This window comes from Bacillus niameyensis (assembly GCF_001375535.1).
Taxonomy (GTDB): domain Bacteria; phylum Bacillota; class Bacilli; order Bacillales; family Bacillaceae_C; genus Lederbergia; species Lederbergia niameyensis.
On sequence record NZ_LN831197.1, the window covers coordinates 202,349 to 227,165 of the forward strand.

At 36.7% G+C, this 24,817-nt stretch carries 16 protein-coding genes and 1 other annotated feature; of the genes, 11 read left to right on the forward strand and 5 right to left on the reverse strand.

The window, feature by feature from the left end; all coding sequences use genetic code 11:
- Positions 1-51: 51 nt before the first annotated feature.
- The 7 genes from BN1243_RS01105 to pglX all read left to right on the forward strand — a co-directional run bounded on the left by BN1243_RS01105 (position 52) and on the right by pglX (position 11,966).
- Positions 52-537, forward strand: coding sequence for a dUTP diphosphatase (locus tag BN1243_RS01105; protein WP_062110270.1), 486 nt, complete (start codon positions 52-54; stop codon positions 535-537).
- A 61-nt stretch (positions 538-598) separates the two neighbouring features.
- Positions 599-1,684 carry a M42 family metallopeptidase gene (locus BN1243_RS01110; RefSeq protein ID WP_062104449.1) on the forward strand — a complete coding sequence of 362 codons (1,086 nt, stop codon included), beginning with the start codon at positions 599-601 and terminating at the stop codon, positions 1,682-1,684.
- 418 nt (positions 1,685-2,102) lie between these two features.
- Positions 2,103-3,791 (forward strand): extracellular solute-binding protein, encoded by a 1,689-nt coding sequence (locus BN1243_RS01115; protein WP_062104450.1) that lies wholly within the window; start codon positions 2,103-2,105, stop codon positions 3,789-3,791.
- Positions 3,792-3,961: 170 nt separating this feature from the next.
- A complete protein-coding gene (locus tag BN1243_RS01120; protein WP_062110272.1) occupies positions 3,962-4,819 on the forward strand; it encodes an ABC transporter permease in 858 nt (285 codons plus the stop codon).
- 17 nt (positions 4,820-4,836) lie between these two features.
- Positions 4,837-5,721 (forward strand): carbohydrate ABC transporter permease, encoded by an 885-nt coding sequence (locus tag BN1243_RS01125; RefSeq protein ID WP_062104451.1) that lies wholly within the window; start codon positions 4,837-4,839, stop codon positions 5,719-5,721.
- 101 nt (positions 5,722-5,822) lie between these two features.
- The gene (locus tag BN1243_RS01130) at positions 5,823-8,270 is read left to right on the forward strand and encodes a hypothetical protein (RefSeq protein ID WP_062104452.1); all 2,448 of its coding nucleotides are present in this window, start codon (positions 5,823-5,825) and stop codon (positions 8,268-8,270) included.
- Positions 8,271-8,444: 174 nt separating this feature from the next.
- Entirely contained in the window at positions 8,445-11,966 is a 3,522-nt protein-coding gene (gene pglX / locus BN1243_RS01135) for a BREX-1 system adenine-specific DNA-methyltransferase PglX (RefSeq protein ID WP_062104453.1), read from the forward strand.
- A gap of 575 nt (positions 11,967-12,541) precedes the next feature.
- On the opposite strand, the gene BN1243_RS21930 is transcribed toward pglX, so the two are convergent.
- Both BN1243_RS21930 and BN1243_RS01140 read right to left on the reverse strand, forming a co-directional pair.
- A complete protein-coding gene (locus BN1243_RS21930; protein ID WP_154669782.1) occupies positions 12,542-12,691 on the reverse strand; it encodes a manganese catalase family protein in 150 nt (49 codons plus the stop codon).
- A 127-nt stretch (positions 12,692-12,818) separates the two neighbouring features.
- Positions 12,819-14,417, reverse strand: a complete 1,599-nt coding sequence (locus BN1243_RS01140) for a catalase (RefSeq protein ID WP_062104454.1) — start codon at positions 14,415-14,417, stop codon at positions 12,819-12,821.
- 303 nt (positions 14,418-14,720) lie between these two features.
- On the opposite strand from BN1243_RS01140, the gene BN1243_RS01145 reads away from it, so the two are divergent.
- Positions 14,721-15,713, forward strand: a complete 993-nt coding sequence (locus BN1243_RS01145; protein WP_062104455.1) for a hydroxyacid dehydrogenase — start codon at positions 14,721-14,723, stop codon at positions 15,711-15,713.
- Between the two features lie 94 nt (positions 15,714-15,807).
- On the opposite strand, the gene BN1243_RS01150 is transcribed toward BN1243_RS01145, so the two are convergent.
- The 3 genes from BN1243_RS01150 to sspI form a co-directional block, all read right to left on the reverse strand.
- Complete coding sequence (locus tag BN1243_RS01150; RefSeq protein WP_062104456.1) at positions 15,808-16,203, reverse strand: GyrI-like domain-containing protein; 396 nt, start codon at positions 16,201-16,203, stop codon at positions 15,808-15,810.
- A gap of 18 nt (positions 16,204-16,221) precedes the next feature.
- Complete coding sequence (locus tag BN1243_RS01155) at positions 16,222-17,565, reverse strand: helix-turn-helix domain-containing protein (protein WP_062104457.1); 1,344 nt, start codon at positions 17,563-17,565, stop codon at positions 16,222-16,224.
- A gap of 200 nt (positions 17,566-17,765) precedes the next feature.
- The gene (gene sspI, locus BN1243_RS01160; protein ID WP_062104458.1) at positions 17,766-17,972 is read right to left on the reverse strand and encodes a small acid-soluble spore protein SspI; all 207 of its coding nucleotides are present in this window, start codon (positions 17,970-17,972) and stop codon (positions 17,766-17,768) included.
- A gap of 66 nt (positions 17,973-18,038) precedes the next feature.
- On the opposite strand from sspI, the gene BN1243_RS01165 reads away from it, so the two are divergent.
- The 3 genes from BN1243_RS01165 to pheT all read left to right on the forward strand — a co-directional run bounded on the left by BN1243_RS01165 (position 18,039) and on the right by pheT (position 22,609).
- A complete protein-coding gene (locus tag BN1243_RS01165) occupies positions 18,039-18,818 on the forward strand; it encodes a TrmH family RNA methyltransferase (protein ID WP_326569823.1) in 780 nt (259 codons plus the stop codon).
- 48 nt (positions 18,819-18,866) lie between these two features.
- Positions 18,867-19,090 (forward strand) — a binding site (T-box leader).
- Positions 19,091-19,139: 49 nt separating this feature from the next.
- A complete protein-coding gene (gene pheS / locus BN1243_RS01170; RefSeq protein WP_062104459.1) occupies positions 19,140-20,177 on the forward strand; it encodes a phenylalanine--tRNA ligase subunit alpha in 1,038 nt (345 codons plus the stop codon).
- 17 nt (positions 20,178-20,194) lie between these two features.
- Positions 20,195-22,609, forward strand: a complete 2,415-nt coding sequence (pheT, locus tag BN1243_RS01175; protein WP_062104460.1) for a phenylalanine--tRNA ligase subunit beta — start codon at positions 20,195-20,197, stop codon at positions 22,607-22,609.
- Positions 22,610-24,817: the final 2,208 nt, after the last annotated feature.

Sequence of the window (24,817 nt, forward strand, 5' to 3'; positions counted from 1 at the left end):
TTTATTTTTTGATATAATAAGTATGGAATTAAGGAGGGATTGAGATTGACAATGCAAGAATGGTTTGAAATGCAACGAAAATTGGACCAATATATTGAGGAAGAACACGGTTTACAAAGTCGGTCATTATTTGAAGAAAAAATTATGGCTCTGCTTGTTGAAATTGGTGAGCTTGCCAATGAAACAAGATGTTTTAAATTTTGGAGTAAAAAACCTGCCTCCAATAGTGATATTATTCTTGAAGAGTATGTCGATGGTATTCATTTTATTTTATCGCTTGGGTTGGAACTTGGCTTTTCCGAGCAATCCTTTACGATTGTCTCCTATGAAGGTAACGATGATTTAGTCAGATGCTTTTTAACTGTATACCACCTTGTTGATGAACTGCGCCAATCAAGATCTATTGAAGAGTATGAACAGTTACTTCGACAATACTTTATTTTAGGACAATCACTTGGTTTTACGATTGCCGATGTTCAAGAAGCTTATAAAGCTAAAAATGAAGTTAATTATAAAAGACAACAAGAGGGCTATTAGTAGCATTTCTCTTTTCAGATTTATTATAATATGGATAGACATTTCAAAGGAGGGGATCTAATTGACAAAGCTTGATGAAACGCTAGTCATGTTAAAAGATTTAACAGATGCTAAAGGAATTCCTGGTAATGAAAAAGAGCCAAGGGATGTAATGAAAAAGTACATATCACCATTTGCAACAGACGTTGAATCAGATGGACTTGGGAGTTTAATCGCAAAAAAAGTCGGAGAAGAGAATGGTCCGAAAATTATGATTGCCGGGCACTTAGATGAAGTCGGCTTCATGATCACTCAGATCGATGACAAAGGTTTTTTACGTTTTCAAACAGTTGGTGGTTGGTGGTCGCAAGTAATGCTTGCACAACGTGTTACAATCGTTACTTTTAAAGGTGATCTGACTGGAGTAATTGGTTCTAAGCCTCCTCACATATTATCTCCAGAAGCACGTAAGAAACCTGTAGATATTAAGGATATGTTTATTGATATAGGTGCATCCAGCCGTGAACAGGCTATGGAGTGGGGTGTACGACCTGGAGATATGGTAGTACCTTACTTTGAATTTACAGTCATGAATAATGAGAAAATGCTTTTAGCGAAGGCATGGGATAATCGAATCGGTTGTGCAATTGCTATTGATGTTTTGAAAAATTTAAAAGATGAAAATCATCCAAACGTCGTTTATGGTGTCGGTACAGTACAAGAAGAGGTCGGGCTTCGTGGTGCCAAAACAGCTGCCAATAAGATTCAACCAGATATTGCGATTGCTGTTGACGTTGGTATTGCTGGTGACACTCCAGGAATTACTGAAAAAGAAGCTCAAAGTAAAATGGGAAATGGTCCACAAATTATTTTATATGATGCCTCGATGGTTTCCCATAAAGGATTGCGTGACCTCATAACGACTGTAGCTGATGAATTGAATATACCTTATCAGTTTGATGCTATACCTGGTGGAGGAACAGATGCTGGTTCTATTCATTTAGCTGCTGAAGGAGCTCCTTCTATTGCTATGACTATTGCAACTCGGTATATTCACTCCCATGCGGGTATCCTTCATCGTGATGATTATGAAAATGCAGTTAAACTGATTACTGAGGTTTGTAAGCGGCTAGATCGTGAAACGGTGGATAAAATTACTTATGAATAAGCAGTAAATCTTAACCACCTGAATTGCCGGGTAGAGGAAACTAATTTCACAATATATTTTAAGTGATTTAAAAAAACCAGAAATCGATCATTACAAGATTTCTGGTTTTTTTTGTGTAAAACAAATGTAATCAGTGGGAGATTTTGAGGAATGGGAATCGAAATTCAATTGAGGAATTGAGTTTAACCTGTGATGAAGGAGATTCCTATTTTAGTAGTTTAATTTTCAAGCAGATCGGTAATCGGTTTCTGTATTTGTGTCTTAATAGTGTCTTAAAGTAGTTACTCCGTTGACAGCGCTTACAGAAACTGATTAATATGATTAGTAGTATTAATGTAAAAATTTGAAATTTTCAGTAGGGGGGATTTGATATTTTGTGTATGATTTTAATTTGTATCAATATTAGGGGGGAATTTCATTGAGAGTAAAAAAAGGTACTTTTGCAATATTTGTTGTTATGTTTTTGCTATTGTTTGCCATTTTGTCTGCCTGCTCTGGTGATCAAACTTCAGGTGAAAAAGAAAACGAAAAAAGTAATGAAACAAAGACTTCTGCAAATACACCGGAGGATAATCCGGAGACCCCTAAGGGTATGCCAGATAAATTTGATCCTGTTGTAGAACTATCGACTGTTAGTGCAAATGGCCCCTCAGTACAGCTGCCAGAAGGTGATACAGTTGATGACAATGCTTGGACACGCCATTTGGAAGGCGAATTTGGAATTAAAGTTAAGACACTTTGGAATGCTCCTGGTGAACAATATGACCAGAAAGTGAATTTAGCTATCACTTCAGGAGATATCCCTGACTTTTTCATTGTTAATCCTCAACAGTTTTCCCAATTGGCAGAAGCTGATTTAATAGAAGACCTAACTAAAGTTTATGAAAACTTTGCTCCAGAAAATGTTAAAACTGTAATGGATGAAGCTGGGGAAGCTGTTTTAAAGGCAGCAACAATTGATGGAAAACTTATGGCAATTCCATTTGCTGGGAAAGAACAAGAAAATGCTTCTATTTTATGGATTCGAAAAGATTGGATGGAAAAGCTTAATTTACCGGATCCGAAGAGTATGGATGATGTTTTGAAAATTGCAGAGGCGTTCACAACTCAAGATCCAGATGGCAATGGTAAGGATGATACGTACGGACTAGCTATAAATAAAGAAATTATGATGACTCGTGGCTTATTCAATGGCTTCCATGCTTATCATGATATTTGGATTAAAGATGAATCTGGAAACCTCGTTTATAGCAACATACAACCTGAATTTAAGGAAGCTCTTGCAGCGCTGCAAGGAATGTATAAAAAAGGACAAATTGATCCCGAATTTGGTGTTAAAGATTCAACTAAGGTTGCAGAGGATTATGGTAAAGGGAAAATTGGCATGGCATTTGCAGGTAGAAGTGCAGTGGCTTTCAAGTTACAAACACCGAATGCGGAATGGCAAGCCTATGCAGTTCCATCAGTTGACAGTACTCCAACCAAACTCCAGCATAACGTCAACATTGAAGGTAATCGATATTGGGTTGTTCGAAAAGGTGTTGAGCATCCAGAAGCAGTCCTAAAAATGATGGATCATTTCCTTCAAACATTTTATTTCAATACAGATGACGACATATTTAAAGAATTTGTAGATGATGGCGAGAATCAAAGCATTTGGCAATTTGCACCTGCGAAACTCTATACAACTTTTAATAATGTAAATATTTATAAAGCGATCTCCGAGGTTATAGAAAGTGGAGACGAGAATTTGGATGCATTGACACCGCATCAAAGGAATTTTTATGCAAGGATAAAGCTTTATCTCAATGGAGATATGGAATGGTGGGATCAATATCAAGGATTTGGTCCTGAAGGATCAGGCCCTGTATTAGAAAGCTATATTGAAAACGATCAATTTATCATGAATGAATTCTATTCATCACCAACAAAAACGATGGCAAGAAGAGGTGCCAATTTACAGAAGATAGAACTTGAAATGATGACAGAAATTATTAAAGGTGGATCATTGGATCTGTTTGATGAATACGTAGAGAATTGGAAGAAACTTGGAGGAGACGATATTACAAAAGAAGTAAATGAGTGGTATTCACAACAAGGAAATTAAGTTGTTTTCAAAAGGGGGGATCAACCACCCCCTTTATCTCTCAAACCGTAAGGGGGCGAATTCTTTTGAGTAGATTCATATTAGCGAAGAATAAATCTTTGGGTATTAACAATAAGAAAAGTCTGTCCATTAAACAACGGAAATTTTTAAAAAATTGGCCTTTGCATTTAATGTTATTGCCCGGAATCATAGTTGTCGTTATATACCAATATGGGCCAATGGCTGGTCTTTTAATGGCATTTCAAGATTATATTCCTACAAAAGGATTACTTGGATCTGAATGGATCGGACTTGAAAATTTTGAATACATTTTCAATTTGCCGGATATATGGCAGGTTGTATGGAATACATTTTTTATCGCGATTATGAAGATTATAGCTGGCTTAGTTGCGCCTATTGTAACTGCTCTTTTGTTAAACGAAGTAGGTAAGCAATTTTTCAAAAGAACGGTTCAGACATTCATTTATCTACCTCATTTTCTTTCTTGGGTCATCCTCGGGGGGATTTTGATAGATATTCTATCTCCAGGTGAAGGAATTGTAAATCGCATACTAACTGCAATTGGTGTCGAGCCTATCTATTTTTTAGGTAGTAATAATTGGTTCCCCTATACTATGGTTATTTCTGATACATGGAAAGAATTCGGTTACAGTACAATCGTCTATTTAGCTGCCTTGACGAGTATTAATCCTAACTTGTATGAAGCCGCTGCAATTGATGGGGCGGGACATTGGAAAATGACATGGCATATAACATTACCTGGGATGAGAATGATTATTGTTCTATTGGCGACTTTGAGTATTGGAAATATATTAAATGCTGGTTTCGAGCAAATCTTGATATTGTATAGCCCGCAAGTTTACCAGAGTGGAGACATAATTGATACAGTCGTATACCGAATGGGTTTACTGGATGCACAATATAGTATTTCAACTGCAGTAGGTCTCTTAAAATCTGTTGTATCACTAGTATTAATCTCAGTTTCTTATTGGGTTGCCTATCGATTTGCAAACTATCGCATTTTTTAAAGAAAGAAGGTACATAGATGGTTCAAGATACGTCTTTAAGTAGAAAACTATTTGTAGGATTTAACTATACTTTTCTAGCGTTAATGGCCTTTCTTTGCTTGTTTCCGATCATTCATATATTAGCTATTTCTTTTAGTTCTAATCAAGCTGTTGTCAAGGGACTTGTTACATTGTGGCCAGTCGAATTTACGACTGCATCTTATAAATATGCATTAAGCAAGGATGCATTTACTAGTTCAATAGGGGTATCTTTAAGGAGAATATTATTTGGAACATTAGTCCAAATGTTGATGATCGTTCATATTGCCTATCCGCTTTCTAAAGAAGCAACTCAATTTAAAATGCGAACTTTTTACGTATGGTTTTTTTTCATAACAATGCTAGTCAGTGGTGGATTGATACCAACTTATATGGTCATTCGTAATACAGGGTTGATTGATACTATTTGGGCATTGGTTATTCCAAGTGCAGTTCCAGTATTTAGTATTGTCTTATTATTAAATTTTTTCCGTGCTATTCCAAAAGAATTGGAAGAAGCTGCATTTATGGACGGAGCAGGTCATTTTAAATTGTTGTGGAAAATTTACATTCCTTTATCTACCCCAGCTCTTGCTACGCTTTTCCTATTTTCGATCGTATTTCATTGGAATTCGTGGTTTGATGGGCTTATTTATATGAATGATATTTCTCGTTATCCTTTGCAAACTTATTTACAAACAATCGTAACCGGCTTTGAAATGGACGTAGTATCGGAAGAGGATGCAGAATTATTGAAGGAATTATCTAACCGGACATTTCGTTCAGCTCAAGTGTTTTTAGGGGCCTTACCTGTCCTCTTAGTTTATCCTCTCCTACAAAGATATTTTATGAAAGGGATCGTTTTAGGTAGTGTGAAAGAGTAATTGGACTGAAATTATTAGATTAATCCAATTGTATAGCGGCTTATTGTTAATTGAATATGGAGAGAAGGACTTCCAATACTATTTTATTAGGAGCTGATAAAGTGCAGAATCATTTCAAAAAGCTGTTTATCACAGTCTTTTCGTTAACTCTAGTGATTGGCTTATTTCTGCCAAGGGAAGCAAGAGCATTGGGAGAGTATAATATTCCTATTGATAATCCGGGGTTTGAAGAACCGATAGGAGATGAAAATATACCTGGTTGGAAACAATCATTTGGTGTAGGAAAGTTGGAAGTTGTTGATACGAGGAGTTTTACTGGTGATTATAGCCTTTATATAGCAGATAATGATGAAAAAAGTTATGGTTTAGAAACCGATTATATCGAAATTGATGAAGGAGCTAGTTACACAGCAGAGGCAATGACTTATGTTGAGTCAGGTAAACCATCTATTTATCTACGTTTCTATAATAAGGACCATGTCAGGCTTGATCAGAAGGTTGCGAGTGGTGGTAGTGTTGGGGAATGGTCGAAGCTTACTATTTCTGCTACAGCTCCAACAGGTACTGCATATGCAACAATCATACTCTATTCTACAACAACTGGAATAGTGGAAGCCTACTTTGATGATGTTGTATTGCAGAGGAAAGCGCCAGAAAACGAGCTCATTTCAAAAATTGGCATTCCTATTCAATCCATAACTATTCCTGGAGCTTCCTATGGAAAAGGTCCAAATGGAGAAGATTGGATTTATGCAGTAGCTAACGGGAATCCGGCTGTTTTGAATGTTATTGATGCTCATACAGGTGAAAGAGTATATAGTTTTAATTTACCTGGAGCTCATAATTCATGGGGCTCAACGGTTTCACCTGATGGGACGTTATATTTGGCTTCTGGGCGAAACGGCAACTTGTATCGATGGGTTCCAGGAAGCGACGGTGTTGAAATTATTCAGACACCAGTAAAAGGTCAGAGTTATATTTGGCGTGTAATTACAGATGATGAAGGACGGGTATACGGTGGAACTTACCCTGAAGGTAAGATATTCCAATATGATCCTAAAACGAATAATGTTCGTGACTATGGTCAAATGGTAGATGGAGTTCAATATGCACGAAGCATAGCATATGGAAAAGGTAAAGTATATGCAGGTATTGGAACCCCTGCTTATTTAGTCGAACTGGATCCCGAAACCGGGGAAAAGGAAATGATTGACCTACCCGAAGAGTTTAAAGATCAATCATACGTTTATGATCTAACCTATGTAGGGAATCATCTATTTGCACGAATGTCACCAGGAAATGCCACATTAGTCTATGATGTAGTAAAAAACAAATGGGTAGATACGATTCATAATACAATTGGGTTTGATGTGTCTCAACGTGGGCCTAAAAATAAAGTTTACCTTAGAAGGGATACAGATTTATTTGAGTACGATCTACGAACTCATGAACTCACTACTACAGGTGTTCAATTTTTAAGCGGAAATGCTGCCTCCCGAGGTTTTGGCTGGATTACCCTAGGAGGAAAAGAATTTCCCGGACGTAGCCTTGTAAGTATTGATTCAAGAGGTAATATCTTTATTTATAATCCTTTATCTGGTAATCACAAAACAGTAAAGGGAGATGTAGAAGGTCAACCGAACGATATTCAGTCTCTTGCAACAGGGCCAGATGGGAACATTTATATTGGCGGTTATTTATCCCCCCAAGGAATGGGTATGTATGATCCAGACGCAGGAAAATTAGAAAGGTTGGATGGGATTGGTCAAATAGAAGGGATGGGTGTTCATCAATCGAAATTGTATATGGGAACTTATCCGGGTGCGCATATATTTGAATACGATCTTTCGAAACCGTGGGATTTTGGCAACAACCCAGTAAAAATATTTTCCTTAAGTGGAGAGCATAAACAAGATCGCCCATTTGCTTTTGTTTCTACTGGTGATAAGTTAGCAATAGGGACAGTTCCAGATTATGGAGAATTAGGCGGAGCCTTAACAATGTATGAACCTAATACTAGAAACTATGACGTTCATCGCAATGTAGTAGAGAATCAAAGTATTATCGAATTAGAATTTAAGGATGGTCTGATATATGGTGGCACTAGCATTTGGGGTGGATACGGAATCGACCCAACTGAGGAAGAAGCCAAAATGTTCATTTTAGACCCATCTACGAATAAGAAAATATGGGAAGGAATTCCGATCCCAGGCGAGGAGGCGGTATCAGCCCTTACTTTCGATGATGAAGGTTATTTATGGGGGTTAACAGCTGGTTACATATTTAAATTCGATCCTAAGACAAGAGAAGTGATTGCATCGAAAGAATTATTCCCATATAGCGGTGGTGGCATGTATTATCGCGGGCGTAATCTCATGTTTGATGAAAATGGAGATATCTATGGAACTACGTTAGGGAATGTCTTTAAATTAGATCCAGATACGTTCGAGTTGCAAATTATTACTCAAGGGGCATTTCTATTTGCAAAAGATCGTTATGATGACTTTTATTTTGCAAAGGGAGCAGAGTTATATAAGATTAACAAATGAGAATATAAAAAAACTAGGATATGTAGTTGATTCCTAGTTTTTTTAATATACGAGCCATTTCTTTTTACGTAAGTCATGAAATGATGGAATAGATGATCTCCTCGACTCGGGGAGATCTGTTCGATATAATGTTCGTATTAAAGATTACCTATATAATCAAGCAGGTGACATCCGATGAATAAATTAGCATTAAAAAATTTGGCAACAAGAGCAAGAAGAGAATTATTACAAAGAGTTGAAGCGCGGGCTTTGAAAATGGGAATTACAGCAGAAGCCCTTAATACAGCAGAAATAGAAAGCTCTGACGCTCTTTTTATTAATGGAAAGCAACTATCAAACGAAGAAAAAATTCAAAGAGATAAATTAATAGAGCGGGTTAAGCAAATTGGTTTTTATCAAGTAATCGATGAGGTTGCTTATACTTGGTTTAATCGTTTTACTGCTTTGCGGTTTATGGAGATTAATGACTATTTACCAACGAAAGTGAGAGTACTCTCCTCTTCATATTCAGATAGCACTGAACCGGATATGATGAAAGAGGTATTGTCACTGAACTTGGAGCTGGATAAAGAGTATGTCTATGAATTAAAAATGAAAAACGACTCGGAAGAGCTGTTCAAATATTTGATTATTAAGCATTGCAATGACCTTAATCGCTATATGCCATTTATGTTTGAAAAGATTAATGATTACTCGGAAATTCTCTTTCCAGAGGGATTACTCGCGACTGACTCATTCATTCGTGATATGACGAATACCGAATTAATTCCAGAAGAGAATTGGGAGAAAATCGAAGTCATCGGCTGGCTTTATCAATTTTATATTACGGATGAAAAAGATCGTGTTTTCCGAGAAAAAAAGAAGTACAAGGCAGAAGAAATCCCTTTTGCAACTCAGCTATTTACGCCTGAATGGATTGTACATTATATGGTGCAAAATTCACTTGGCCGTTATTGGGTTGAAGCTCATCCTGAACATCGCGATCTGCAAAGTGGTTGGGACTATTACTTGGAGCACGAACAGGAGGATTTTGAAGAAAAAATTATACCTTTTGTTTGTAAAGACCTAAATGTTGAGGATATTAAATGTTTTGACCCTGCGATGGGCAGCGGACATATCCTTGTATATATGTTTGATGTTCTTTATGAGATTTATAAGAAATGTGGTTATATGGAAAGAGAAATTCCACGATTGATTATCGAAAAAAATTTATATGGCCTTGATATTGATGATCGCGCTTATCAATTAGCTTGCTTCTCTGTTGTTATGAAGGCATTAAAGTATAATCGCAGGTTTTTGAGAAGTATTGAACGAGATGGATTAACTCTTAATTTAGCTTCTATTCAAGAAACGAATGGATGGACGGATGACGATATTTTGTATTTAGTTGGTGAAAATAGCGGTGAGAACTACGATATAATCGAAAGATTTGTTAGACAATATGTCGATGCTAAAACATTTGGCTCACTTATAAAAGTTACGGAAGAAAATATTGATTTTTTGAAAGAGCGGTTTAATGAGATTAAGTCTCGACCGATTGAAGATCTATTTAATATAGAAAAGCGAGAAAGAGTATTATCACTGCTTCCTAATTTAATCTCACAGACAAAAATAATGGGACAAACTTATGATGTTGTCATTTTAAATCCTCCATATATGGGTTCTGGAAGTATGAACAAAGAGTTAGCGAGCTTTTTAAAACAATACTACCCTGACTCAAAATCTGATCTTTTCGCTGCTTTTATGGAGATTGATCAATACTTGAAATTGTATGGCTTTTATGCTGCAGTAAACCAACATTCGTGGATGTTCTTATCAAGTTATGAGAAGTTAAGAGGAAAAATCATTAAGAATAAATTTATTGATACAATGCTACATTTAGGACCAAGAGCATTTGAAGAAATTGGCGGAGAGGTTGTTCAGACAACAGCGTTTGTCATGAGAAATCTTCAAATAACAGAATGTAATGGTACTTATTTACGTATGGTGGAAGAAAATACGGCTGAAGAAAAACGGAAAAGAGCTATTGAAGCAGTACAAAATCCAACTATCCCTTATCGTTATTCTTCCAATCAAACAGATTTTACTAAAATTCCTGGATGCTCATTAGCATATTGGGCTTCGCACCAGATAATTTCATTGTTTGATGAGCATAAAACAATTTCCGGCATTGCTAATCCTCGGCTAGGTATGGCAACAGCTAATAATAATAGATTTTTAAGACTCTGGCATGAAGTAAATTGGAATAATACGAACATCCGAGCGGCGAATAGAGAATCGGCACAAGCTAGTAAATGTAGATGGTTTCCATACAATAAAGGAGGGGAGTACAGGAAATGGTATGGCAATATCGACTATATAGTCGATTGGGAAAATGATGGTGAGAAAATTAGAAGTTTTGTTGATGATAAAGGGAAGGTACGGTCACATAACTATAATTTAGATTATATTTTTAAACCTAGTATTACCTGGTCAGCTCTAAGTTCAGGTTCATTTGGTTCAAGATTTTCTCCAAAAGGCTTTCTGTTTGATAATTCGGGCTCTTCCTTATTTACAAATGAGTTAGATGAGTTATATATTATTCTCGGTTATCTCTCTACAAATATTGTTCGATATATATTTCCATTAATTAATCCTACATTAAATTATCAACCAGGAACAGTTGGATCACTTCCTTTTCTATCAATAGAAGAGGAGAAGCGTAATGAAATAATACAAATAGTGAAAGAAAATATTATAATTTCCAAAAATGAATGGGATGCTTATGAAGTATCATGGGATTTTAAGAAACATCCATTATTATATAATCAATTTAAAACGATTGATTCTACTTTTAGGGAATGGGAACAGTTTACAGAAAATCAATTTAATCAGCTTAAATCGAATGAGGTTAAATTAAATGATATTTTTATTGAGCTTTTTAGCTTGCAGAATGCAATAAGCAGAGAGGTTCAAGACAAGGATATTACAATTCGAAAGGCCGATTTGGAACAAGATATTAAAAGTTTTATTTCCTATGCAATTGGATGTTCCTTTGGACGTTATTCGCTTGATGATGACGGACTGATTTTTGCAGGAGGGAAAATTAATTTTTCGCGATACAAAACTTTCCCGGTAGATGAAGATAATATTCTTCCGATTTCACCTTACTTCGATGATGATATTGTTATTAAATTTATTGATTTCATTGGGATCACATTCGGGAGAGAACAACTTAATGAAAATTTGAAATTTATAGCAAATGCGCTTGATCGGAAAAAAGATGAAACAGCTAGAGAAACACTTCGTCGCTATTTTTTAAATGATTTTTACAAAGACCATGTAAGGGTATATAAGAAACATCCAATTTATTGGTTATTTACATCAGGTAAAGAAAAAGCATTCAATTGCTTAATTTATATGCATCGTTATGACAAATCGACTCTTTCACGAATTCGTACAGATTATTTGCATGAGTGTCAAATTCGTTTAGATGCAGAAAAGAAGGATTTGCTCCATTTTATTGAAAGTGGGTCAAGGCCAAAGGAAATTAGCAATGCTAATAAGGAATTAAAACTTGTAAATAAGAAGATAGCCGAGTTAAAAGACTATGATGAACTTCTGCATTACATGGCCGATAAGCAAATAGAAATTGATTTGGACGATGGCGTTAAGGTGAATTACGAGAAATTTAAAGGATTGGTTCAAAAAATTTAGAAGAAGAGGCTGGGACATAACTAAAATTACTCCCTCTAAACGAGTAAATCCACAATATACAATATTGTTCGGATTCATCTTGGGGTAAAAAACTTTTGTCCCGCATTAACTGGCTGTAAGACCCCACTTCAAGAATTCGAGGATAATCCAAGAATTGTAAGTGGGGGATCAACAGCCATATCTAGCTTAAGCGCATATCGACTAGCAAACTTCTACGCTTCTTCCTACGATAAGTCAGCATCGGCTCATTCTTCGCCGTGTTTCCTTTATCTCGGACCAACAGGACGTTGGTCAGAACGGCGTTGCGCCAGGACGGCGCGTCCTTAGCCGTTCATCCTTATTAGGAAGCTTGTACGTCGGTGAGCAATGCGCTTGCGCCTTAAAGAGTAAAAGCCCGATTGGTTCGGGCCCGCAGGACGCGGGTCACAAAGGCGTTGCAACGGGATGTTGCGAATTTAGCCTTTGTTCCTCTAACAATCAGTGGGGGATGAAAAAAACCCCCACTGATTGAAGTTTCACTTTATCCCAACCTCATAATTTTAATAAATTGCCCCGATATGAAGTGTTCAACTTTCTTATTGTGGAATAAAACCATGAAAATGATATTGCATCATAAATGTCATTTCTCCGGATTGCCCTCCGATAAACTGTTCGAATTTATTCACGTTTTCAGAATCAGGTTGTTCTGCCTCACGGGTAGTTAAATCATCTGTTTGTTCAGACATATCCCATCATCTCCTAGAAGGTAATTCATTAAAGTTTGCCCTTTAAAAGGTAGAATAATCAAAAGCTTCACAGGATGAAAAGGGAAGCATCAAAGTTTTCGAATTTTTTACTTGAAGAGAGCTTAGATTAATAAGGATCTGCTTCCTTTCCCTTATTCTGTGCCTCTTGAACAGCTTTATCCGCGGAAACTGTACTCGTATGATCCTTATTAGTTTTTTTATTCTTTACGTTTTGCAGCCCATCTCGAACTCTGCGGCCATATTCTTCGTCAGCTTTTGTAAAATGCTCAATCATTTTCTCTTGGATATGCGGTTTACAAACGCTTAATGCATCAGTTAAGTTGGAAATCAACTCATCTTTTTCCCAATCTTCGAAACTGCGATAAGTTTCACCAGCTTGACCATAATTATTTTCTCGGTCAATACTTTCTCTTGTTAGTTTTGCATTATAGTGTGGCTCATGTTCAACGCCAGATTGGGTTGCTTCTTTAAAACCTCCTAGCGTGGAAGGTTCGTAATTAACATGAGGATTATTACTTTTAGAATAATTGGTATTAAAGCTCATTTGACCGCCATGCTGATTCGAACCTACGTGTTTATTTGGCGAGTTAATTGGTAATTGTAAATAGTTTGTCCCAACCCGATGTCTTTGTGTATCAGAATAAGAGAAAGTCCTTCCTTGCAACATTTTATCATCGGAAAAATCAAGACCGTCAACGAGAACCCCAGTTCCAAATGCAGCTTGTTCAACTTCATCGAAATAGTTTTCAGGATTTCTGTTTAGTACCATTTTTCCGACTGGAAGAAATGGAAATTTATCTTTAGGCCACAGTTTTGTGTCATCAAGAGGATCAAAATCAAGTTCTGGATGTTCACCATCGCTCATAATTTGGACGTTCAATTCCCACTCAGGATAATTTCCACTTTCAATGGATTCATATAAGTCTTGAGTTGCATGGCTAACATTTTTAGCTTGTATTTCTTCTGCTTCTTTTTGAGTAAGGTTTTTAATTTCATTATTTAAAGGTTCCCAGTGATATTTTACTAAAACGGCCTCACCTTGCTGATTTACCCATTTATACGTATTTACACCAGACCCTTGCATTTGACGATAATTGGCAGGTATCCCCCAGGGGGAAAAAATAAAAGTGATCATGTGGATTGCCTCAGGTGATTCAGAAATAAAATCAAACATCCGCTCAGGATCCGGTAAATTTGTAACAGGGTCGGGTTTAAATGAATGAATCATATCAGGGAACTTAATGGCGTCACGAATAAAGAAGATCTTTATATTGTTTCCGACCAAATCCCAGTTTCCATCTTCCGTATAAAATTTGACGGCAAAACCCCTTGGGTCGCGAGCTGTCTCGGGTGATTCTATTCCACCAATAACAGTAGAAAAACGGACAAAAACAGGTGTCTTTTTTCCAGCACTTTGGAAAACTTTTGCACGTGTGTATTTGGCAATATCTTCATCTCCGGCCTTACCGTATGTCTCAAAATAACCATGTGCTCCAGCCCCTCGAGCATGGACGACTCTTTCTGGAACACGTTCACGATCAAAATGAGAAATCTTTTCAATGAAATCATAATTTTCGAGAGTAGCTGGTCCTCTATTTCCGACAGTTCTTATATTTTGATTATTTGTAATAGGATGGCCTTGTCTTGTTGTTAACATGTCTTCGTTCATTTCGGAACTTGCACGTTCTTGATTATCGTTCTCCATTGATATATCTCCTTTATGTAAAGTCAAAGTATAGGATGAGCTTTTGTCATGAAAAATAATCTACAAATAAAATACTTATTTCACTTGCCAATTAAGTCTTTAAAATGTCTTAAAATAATAATTAATTGACGAACTTTACAGAAATTAATTAACATTAGAAGAAGGTTCATTTGACTGACAATAATTTGCTGTAGACTCCACTTCAAAATCCAGTAATAGGAGATGGGAGAACATCACTGACTAAAATTGCACTGCAAAAGGTCGGCGCTTTTTAAATAAGTAAATAGAATAGGAGTTTTAGGGATGAGAAAAATTGTATTATTGCAAAGTTCTAAAACGACAGCCCAAATCTTTACGAAAGAACAATTGCTCTATCTTGAAAAATTTGGAGAAGTAATAATTAACCAGGACGAAGAAGGTGTACAAGCAACAACGGTTAAAAATTTATTGAAAGATGCGGATATTGCGGTTACATCTTGGGGATGTCCTATGTTAGATCAGAATATTTTGGAGTCGGCCCCTAAATTGAAAGCGGTTTTACATGCTGCAGGGACAGTGAAAGGTATTGTTTCTCCCGAATTATGGGAAAGAGGGATTCGGGTAAGTAGCGCGGCAGATGCATTAGGTAAAGGAGTTGCGGAAACCGCACTTGGTCTTATGATCATGTCGTTAAAGAACGTTTGGAAATTAACGAAAAATACTCGAGAAGGGGAATGGAATAAAGATAAAGACAAAATCAAAGAAGTTTTTGGAATCACGGTTGGGGTAGTGGGAGCAGGGCGAGCAGGCCGCCATTTTATCCGACTTTTACAAGCTTTTGATGTCAATATTGTAGTTTTTGACCCAACAGTCTCCGAGGATGAAGCGAAAACAATCGGGGTGACAAAGCTTGAATTGGAGGATCTGCTTACACAATCAGATGTCGTTTCCATCCATGCTCCATCCATACCAGAAACCGAAAACATGTTCAATAAAAGGCGTTTACAATTGATAAAAGATGACGCAATTTTAATAAATACAGCTAGAGGTTCTATTATTGATGAAGCTGCACTTATTTCAGAACTAGAGAAGGGAAGACTTTTGGTTTGTCTTGATGTAACCAATCCTGAACCTCCTGCTGTTGATCATCCGTTTCGATCATTGCCGAATGTTGTTTTGACACCACATATAGCTGGTGCTGTTAATAATGGACTCCAAAGGCTTGGGCAATATGTTGTTGAAGATATTGAACGATTTCTTGCAGGTAACAAAATGGCAGGTGAAGTTGAGTATGCTGAATTGAATCAGTTGGCGTGAAAATAAACCTATAAGGCAAAATAAAAAGCAGTGAAAATTGAGCTACGCCCCAATAGTACACAAAAACAGTTAAGGGTGCGGCTCATTTTCCTGCTTACATAATAGCGATATATATTTCAATTTCTCCATTAGGATTGTATTTTTCGTAGTCGAAAGTATATGCCCGATTTAATTCTCCATGTTCCTCTAATTCCCATATCTTTTTCCATGTTTTTATTATTCCTTGTTCATCACTAATATCGACATCGAAAACTTTATAGGATGTCGACTCGGGAATTTCGATCATAGAAGTTCCTTCGTCATCAATAGCAACCGCCAATGAATAATCCCCTTTAAAGTCATTTTCATAGTCAAAATACACTCCATACGTTGTTCCACGATAGTTTGTCAACGTGTGAGAAGCCTTTTCCCACATAGATTTAATTTTATCCATCATTTGCTCATCATGAAAATTATTTGTTCGAATTGTCTTGATTAAACTTAATTTCATTTTATTCACCCTTAAAAATTATAAATTTAATAGCTCATCAGCAATAAAACTCAACTGATAGATCCGCCTTGGTCGGCCTTTATGGGATACCTTTTCTTCTCCGACAATATTAACTAGATCGGCATCCATCCACTTTAATAAAATACGGTGGGCACTTCTTGTTGTAATTTTCAAAGTATCTGCGAGTTCTTGCGCTGTATATTCAATCTTTTTGTGGCGAGCAACCCTTGCCATCAACATCGTCATATAAGTAGCAGACATCCCTGCTTTTTCGGCCTTGTCTAATAAATGGGGATCTGTAATGGCCAATTCATATCTTTCATATTGCGTATAAGTGGTTACATCTACAGGGCCTAGAACACTACGGTCTTCGCGAACTATATAGCATACGTTTCCACCTAATTCTTTAGACTGTCTTAATGCTAATCGGGCATGGCTCCCAGCTTCAGCAGCTGTTTGTCCAAAACCAACACCTAAACTTATTGTAATATCTAATTGGTTTTTCATATCTTGAAGTAGGGGAATGTACTTATAACCGCGAGTTTCACGTTCGAAAATTCCACGTGTTGTAATAAATGAGTATTCTTCTCCACCTAAATTGATAAAATGTCCATCAAGCTGCTTTGTGTAATCTAATAACATTTGTTGAATTTTTAATTTTAATAGTTGAACATCGTGTTCGGAGGAGTATTTCTCTGCTTTTCTTCTGAATTGATCGATATTTATTAACCCAAAAACGATTTGTGACTCCTTATTTTGGCGGGTTCGAGTTGAAAGTAAAGCGCGCTCTAATGTGACAATCATATCTTGTTGAGTTGGTGTGACTAATTGATGGGGGACCTTTAACATTGTCAGTCGATCAGAAACCTCTTGAATCCCAGATAAGGCAACGCTTTCATGTCTTTGATAGTTTTCTAAATGAAATGAAACAATCTCATCCACCTCATTGAAACTACTATTATATGGAATGAGTTCACATTTGGATTCACCTAGTTCAACGAGAATTTGTTCTACGTATTTTTTTTCTATTGTATCAATGGATAGTCGCTTTAGTTCAGAGCGTGCTTTTATGAGAAACAGAGTTCTGTACAGACCTGTTCCCATTAAAGGAACGTAATGGACAGGAATTGAAAAAGAAAGTTTTTGTTTCGCTATTTTGTACATCTGAAATTCTGTGAACAATAACACTTCGACAATGTTCATAATCTCTGTGACAATTTCAGGCAAATGATCGGAAGATTCAATGATGCGGAAGATAGGATTAAAGTTAGGAAATGACTTTAGTGTGTCACTAGTCTGGTCTACAAGAGCTTTCGGACCAATAATTCCAATTTGAATCCCGGAGTTATTTATTTTGGACATATGCTTCCCCTCATGAAAAAAGTTATTTGAATTATTTATATTTTTTATTCTAATGATACAGATGAAAGGGGATTCTGTCAAAATGACTTATAGTCGGGAGCGGTTAAATGATTGCGAATTGCTGGACGTGCAAGTGATACTCTAAATGAGATAATCCTTGTAGTAAAAAAGAAAAAGCGGCAATTTTTAGCCGCTTTCCCTTACTTTAGTCCTTGTTCGAGGTTTTCTAGCATCATAATTTTTTCTTGATCATCAGCATTCGTCCAAATGAGTTCAAATAGCACACCTAATCCAGGTAAATATTTCTCTTCTCCCATTTGGATGGCTTCAACTATTGTGTCTCTCAATTGAGCTTGATCATTATCAGCGACGTTATGAATAACCGCTTTTCGCAAATTTAAATCCATTATCATAACTCCTTTATGTAAATATATTTAAAGATAGTTTTTCGCAAATCGATGGGAATATGTATAATGAAAGAAGAATGTTTGGAAGGAATGGAAATGATGGAGCACATACAGTCAACAAAAAATGAAAGAGTCAAATTATGGAAAAAATTATTAACGAAGAAATATCGTGATCTAACAGATAAATATCTTATTGAAGGCGAACATTTAGTTTCTGAAGCATTGAAAACGAATGACGTACTGGAATTGGTGATAGAGGAAGAACGATCAATACATGAAGACTGGTCTCAGCACCCTATTACAACCATCACCCAGGAAATTAGTAAACAAATTTCGGATACAAAAACACCCCAAGGAATTTTTGCCGTATGTAGAAAGAGAGAGAGTTCTATTGATTTTAACGAACATTCGCGATTTCTTCTTCTGGACGGTGTGCAAGATCCTGGAAATATCGGAACAATTATCCGGACAGCGGATGCGGCAGGGATTGATGGTGTCATCCTTGGTGAAGGAACTGGAGATCTGTACAACCCGAAAGTGATTCGATCTGCGCAAGGAAGTCATTTTCATTTGGTAATAGAGTCTGGAGATCTTTACACCTGGATGGGAAAATTAAAAGAGGCAAATATCTCTATATTTGGAACAGCCCTTGAGGGAGCAGTTGATTATAAGGAAGTACGACCAACGGATTCATTCGCGCTGATTGTTGGGAATGAAGGTGCAGGAGTTTCTCCTGAAATTCTTGAAAAAACCGATCAAAACTTGTATATCCCTATCTATGGACAGAGTGAATCGTTGAATGTTTCAATTGCAACAGGGATATTACTGTACCACTTACGAAAATAGGTTTGAAATCGGTTAAGAAAAAGTCTATAATGTGAATATCTAAATAATCGAAAGACGTCGACGGAGAAGAGTAATTTGGCGGAAGTATCTAGGGAGAAATGCCTTGACTGGAAGCATTTCTACGAAAACCGAATGAAGTTCACCTCCCGAGTCGGCATCAGGACCGTATTTTTACGTAAAGATGCACCGGACATGTGCCGTTATCTAAATGAAGTGAACATGGAATCCATGTTTATAAGGGTGGTACCGCGACGATAAGCCTCGTCCCTTTTAGGGATGGGGCTTTTTATTTTTCGAAAAATGGGTTAAGGAGGATTTGTAGTGAAAGAACGATTACAGGAGTTAAAAGAAGAAGCTCTAAAGAAAATTAAAGACTCTTCTAATTTGAAAGATTTAAATGATCTTCGTGTATCTTATTTAGGCAAAAAAGGCCCGATTACTGAGGTTTTGCGTGGTATGGGGAAGTTAACTGCTGAGGAAAGACCGAAAATTGGTGCTTTAGCCAATACGATTCGAGAGCATATTGCTGACTTAATTACTGAAAAACGCGAAGAATTAGAAGCGGCTGAAGTGAATCAAAAATTAGAAGCCGAAAAAATTGATGTCACACTTCCGGGCAGACCAGTGAAAACAGGTAGCCGTCATCCATTAACGAAAATCGTTGAGGAAATTGAAGATTTGTTTATCGGAATGGGTTATCAAGTAGCAGAAGGTCCAGAAGTGGAAAAGGATTATTATAACTTTGAAGCGCTGAATTTGCCAAAAGGTCATCCGGCTCGTGATATGCAAGATTCGTTTTATATTACGGAAGAGTTGTTAATGAGAACACAGACATCACCTGTTCAAGCGCGAACTATGGAAAAACACGAAGGGAAAGGTCCAATCAAAATTATTTGTCCTGGTAAAGTGTATCGTCGAGATAATGATGACGCGACTCATTCCCATCAGTTTACCCAAATTGAAGGGCTTGTTGTGGATGAGAATATTACGATGGCAGACTTGAAGGGAACTTTGGATGTTTTTGCCAAGAAGATGTTTGGAGAGGATCGTGAAATACGTCTTCGCCCTAGTTTCTTTCCTTTCACAGAACCATCAGTAGAAATGGATATTTCTTGTAAAATTTGTGCTGGTTCAGGGTGTCGTATTTGTAAGCAAACAGGTTGGATTGAAATATTAGGGGCAGGAATGGTTCATCCGAATGTTCTCCAAATGTCTGGTTTCGATCCGAAGAAATATACTGGTTTTGCTTTTGGGATGGGTCCAGAGCGAATTGCTATGTTGAAATATGGAATTGATGATATTCGTCATTTTTATACGAATGATATTCGTTTCTTACAACAATTTTCGGTGCAAGAGTAAGGATAGGAGGGTAATCAATGCTAGTTTCTTATAAATGGCTGCAAGACTATGTTGATCTTGCAGGGGTATCCGCGACTGAACTTGCGGAAAGAATTACGAGAAGTGGAATTGAAGTTGATGATGTAGAACAAAAAAGTGCAGGAGTCAAAAATGTTGTAGTAGGACATGTGCTCCAATGCGAAAAACATCCAGAGGCAGATAAATTAAATAAATGTCTCGTCAATGTTGGCGAGGAAGAACCTGTACAAATTATTTGTGGTGCTCCGAACGTGGCTAAAGGTCAAAAGGTAGCTGTCGCTAAAGTTGGAGCAGTTCTTCCTGGCAACTTTAAAATTAAGAAAGCGAAGTTGCGTGGCGAAGTATCTCAAGGAATGATCTGCTCACTTCAAGAATTGGGTATCGAAGGTAAACTTGTAGCAAAGGAATTTTCTGAAGGCATTTTTGTTTTTCCTGAAGATACAGAAGTAGGTGCCGATGCGCTTGAGCTTTTAAATTTTAATGATGAAGTATTGGAACTTGATCTAACTCCAAACCGTGCCGATGCTTTAAGTATGCTAGGGGTCGCTTATGAGACGGCTGCAATTCTTGATCAAGAAGTGAAATTGCCAGAAACAGCTATCCAAGCTTCACAAGAAAAAGCATCTGACTATATCTCAGTTAAAGTCGATGCCAAAGAGGATAGCCCACTTTACACAGCAAAAATCATTAAAAACGTTAAAGTTGGCCCATCTCCGCTTTGGTTGCAAACACGCCTCATGTCAGCAGGGATTCGCCCACACAATAATGTTGTTGATATTACGAACTATATTTTACTTGAATATGGGCAACCACTACATGCTTTTGACTACGATAAATTTGGTTCAAAGGAAGTTGTTGTCCGTCATGCCCACGAGGGAGAAAAAGTTGTTACTCTTGACGATACAGAACGAACATTGACTTCGGATCAACTCGTTATTACAAATGGTACAGTTCCTGTTGCTTTAGCTGGAGTTATGGGTGGTGCCGACTCTGAAGTAAGTGCTGAAACGACAACGATTTTATTGGAATCTGCTTATTTTGCAGGCGCTTCTATTCGCTCAACATCTAAATACCATGGGTTGCGTAGTGAAGCGAGTAGCAGATATGAAAAAGGTGTTGATCCGGCTCGTGTTCGACCAGCAGCTGAACGTGCTGCAAAATTGATGGCAGAACTTGCAGGCGGAGAAGTATTAGAAGGTCGGGTCGAGGCAGATTTACTGGCGATCGAACCAGCTGTTTTATCGATTACACTTGAAAAAATTAATCGTGTACTAGGAACAGACATTACTGCAAACGAGGTTGTCGACATTTTTAATCGACTCCAATTTAATGTTTCAGTCGAAAAAGATATTTTCACAGTGATCGTTCCAACACGACGTGGTGATATTACGATTGAAGAAGATTTAATTGAGGAAGTGGCGCGATTATATGGTTATGACAATCTGCCGAAAACATTGCCTACAGGAGCTGCGACTTCAGGTGGCTTAACTAAAGTACAGGCAAAACGTCGAGCAGCAAGAAATTATCTTGAAGGGGCTGGCCTCTATCAAGCCATTACCTATTCTCTAACTTCCGAAGAAAGAGCATCCCAATTTGCACTTGAAAAACGGGAGCCTGTGAAGTTGGCTATGCCTATGAGTGAAGAACATAGTTGTTTACGAATGAGCATCATTCCGCAATTATTGAACTCTTTATCGTATAATTTAGCTCGCCAACAGGAATTTATCGCTGTTTATGAAATTGGTTCGATCTTTTTAAATGAAGGAGCTAATAGCCAGCCTGATGAACGTGAACACATTGCTGGCGCGGTAACAGGTTTGTGGGTGGAAAATGATTGGCAAGGCGAAAAGAAACCTGTCGATTTTTATGTGGTCAAAGGGATTTTGGAAGGCCTCCTCGAAAAGCTAGGTGTTGCTGGTAATGTAGAGTGGTGCGCGGCGCAGCGTGAAGGAATGCATCCGGGCAGAACGGCCGAAATACATTTGAATGGTGAAAGTCTTGGATTTGTTGGTGAGCTTCACCCAACTGTAGAAAAAGCATGGGATCTCAAGCCGACTTATGTGTTTGAACTGAAAGCAGAACCTATATTCAATGCTGAACTTCCAGAGCTGAAATATGTTCCGATTCCAAAGTTTCCATCGATTTCAAGAGATATTGCACTTGTAGTTGATACTGAAGTGACCGCTGGAAAGTTAGAAGCGATCATACATGAAGCTGGTGGAAAACTCCTGAAAGCAACTCGAGTATTTGATTTATATGATGGTGAACATATGAAAAAAGGGAAAAAATCAATTGCTTTTTCCTTAACCTATGCGGACCCAGAAAAAACCTTAACAGATGAAGAAGTGTTGAAAGCACATGACCGAGTATTGTCAGCTGTAAAAGAAAAAGCTGGAGCAGAATTAAGAGGATAATGGATTAATGAAAAAACGCGGGGGAATCCCCCGCGTTTTTTCTCTATCCAAGAGTATTTTTCTCTATCCAAGAGTATTTTTCTCTATCCAAGAGTATTTTTCTCTATCCAAGAGTATTTTTCTCTATCCAAGAGTATTTTTCTCTATCCAAGAGTATTTTTCTCTATCCAAGAGTATTTTTCTCTATCCAAGAGTATTTTTCTCTATCCGAGAGTATTTTTCTCTNTTTCTCTATCCAAGAGTATTTTTCTCTATCCAAGAGTATTTTTCTCTATCCAAGAGTATTTTTCTCTATCCAAGAGTATTTTTCTCTATCCAAGAGTATTTTTCTCTATCCAAGAGTATTTTTCTCTATCCAAGAGTATTTTTCTCTATCCAAGAGTATTTTTCTCTATCCAAGAGTATTTTTCTCTATCCAAGAGTATTTTTCTCTATCCAAGAGTATTTTTCTCTATCCAAGAGTATTTTTCTCTATCCAAGAGTATTTTTCTCTATCCAAGAGTATTTTTCTCTATCCAAGAGTATTTTTCTCTATCCAAGAGTATTTTTCTCTATCCAAGAGTATTTTTCTCTATCCAAGAGTATTTTTCTCTATCCAAGAGTATTTTTCTCTATCCAAGAGTATTTTTCTCTATCCAAGAGTATTTTTCTCTATCCAAGAGTATTTTTCTCTATCCAAGAGTATTTTTCTCTATCCAAGAGTATTTTTCTCTATCCAAGAGTATTTTTCTCTATCCAAGAGTATTTTTCTCTATCCAAGAGTATTTTTCTCTATCCAAGAGTATTTTTCTCTATCCAAGAGTATTTTTCTCTATCCAAGAGTATTTTTCTCTATCCAAGAGTATTTTTCTCTATCCAAGAGTATTTTTCTCTATCCAAGAGTATTTTTCTCTATCCAAGAGTATTTTTCTCTATCCAAGAGTATTTTTCTCTATCCAAGAGTATTTTTCTCTATCCAAGAGTATTTTTCTCTATCCAAGAGTATTTTTCTCTATCCAAGAGTATTTTTCTCTATCCAAGAGTATTTTTCTCTATCCAAGAGTATTTTTCTCTATCCAAGAGTATTTTTCTCTATCCAAGAGTATTTTTCTCTATCCAAGAGTATTTTTCTCTATCCAAGAGTATTTTTCTCTATCCAAGAGTATTTTTCTCTATCCAAGAGTATTTTTCTCTATCCAAGAGTATTTTTCTCTATCCAAGAGTATTTTTCTCTATCCAAGAGTATTTTTCTCTATCCAAGAGTATTTTTCTCTATCCAAGAGTATTTTTCTCTATCCAAGAGTATTTTTCTCTATCCAAGAGTATTTTTCTCTATCCAAGAGTATTTTTCTCTATCCAAGAGTATTTTTCTCTATCCAAGAGTATTTTTCTCTATCCAAGAGTATTTTTCTCTATCCAAGAGTATTTTTCTCTATCCAAGAGTATTTTTCTCTATCCAAGAGTATTTTTCTCTATCCAAGAGTATTTTTCTCTATCCAAGAGTATTTTTCTCTATCCAAGAGTATTTTTCTCTATCCAAGAGTATTTTTCTCTATCCAAGAGTATTTTTCTCTATCCAAGAGTATTTTTCTCTATCCAAGAGTATTTTTCTCTATCCAAGAGTATTTTTCTCTATCCAAGAGTATTTTTCTCTATCCAAGAGTATTTTTCTCTATCCAAGAGTATTTTTCTCTATCCAAGAGTATTTTTCTCTATCCAAGAGTATTTTTCTCTATCCAAGAGTATTTTTCTCTATCCAAGAGTATTTTTCTCTATCCAAGAGTATTTTTCTCTATCCAAGAGTATTTTTCTCTATCCAAGAGTATTTTTCTCTATCCAAGAGTATTTTTCTCTATCCAAGAGTATTTTTCTCTATCCAAGAGTATTTTTCTCTATCCAAGAGTATTTTTCTCTATCCAAGAGTATTTTTCTCTATCCAAGAGTATTTTTCTCTATCCAAGAGTATTTTTCTCTATCCAAGAGTATTTTTCTCTATCCAAGAGTATTTTTCTCTATCCAAGAGTATTTTTCTCTATCCAAGAGTATTTTTCTCTATCCAAGAGTATTTTTCTCTATCCAAGAGTATTTTTCTCTATCCAAGAGTATTTTTCTCTATCCAAGAGTATTTTTCTCTATCCAAGAGTATTTTTCTCTATCCAAGAGTATTTTTCTCTATCCAAGAGTATTTTTCTCTATCCAAGAGTATTTTTCTCTATCCAAGAGTATTTT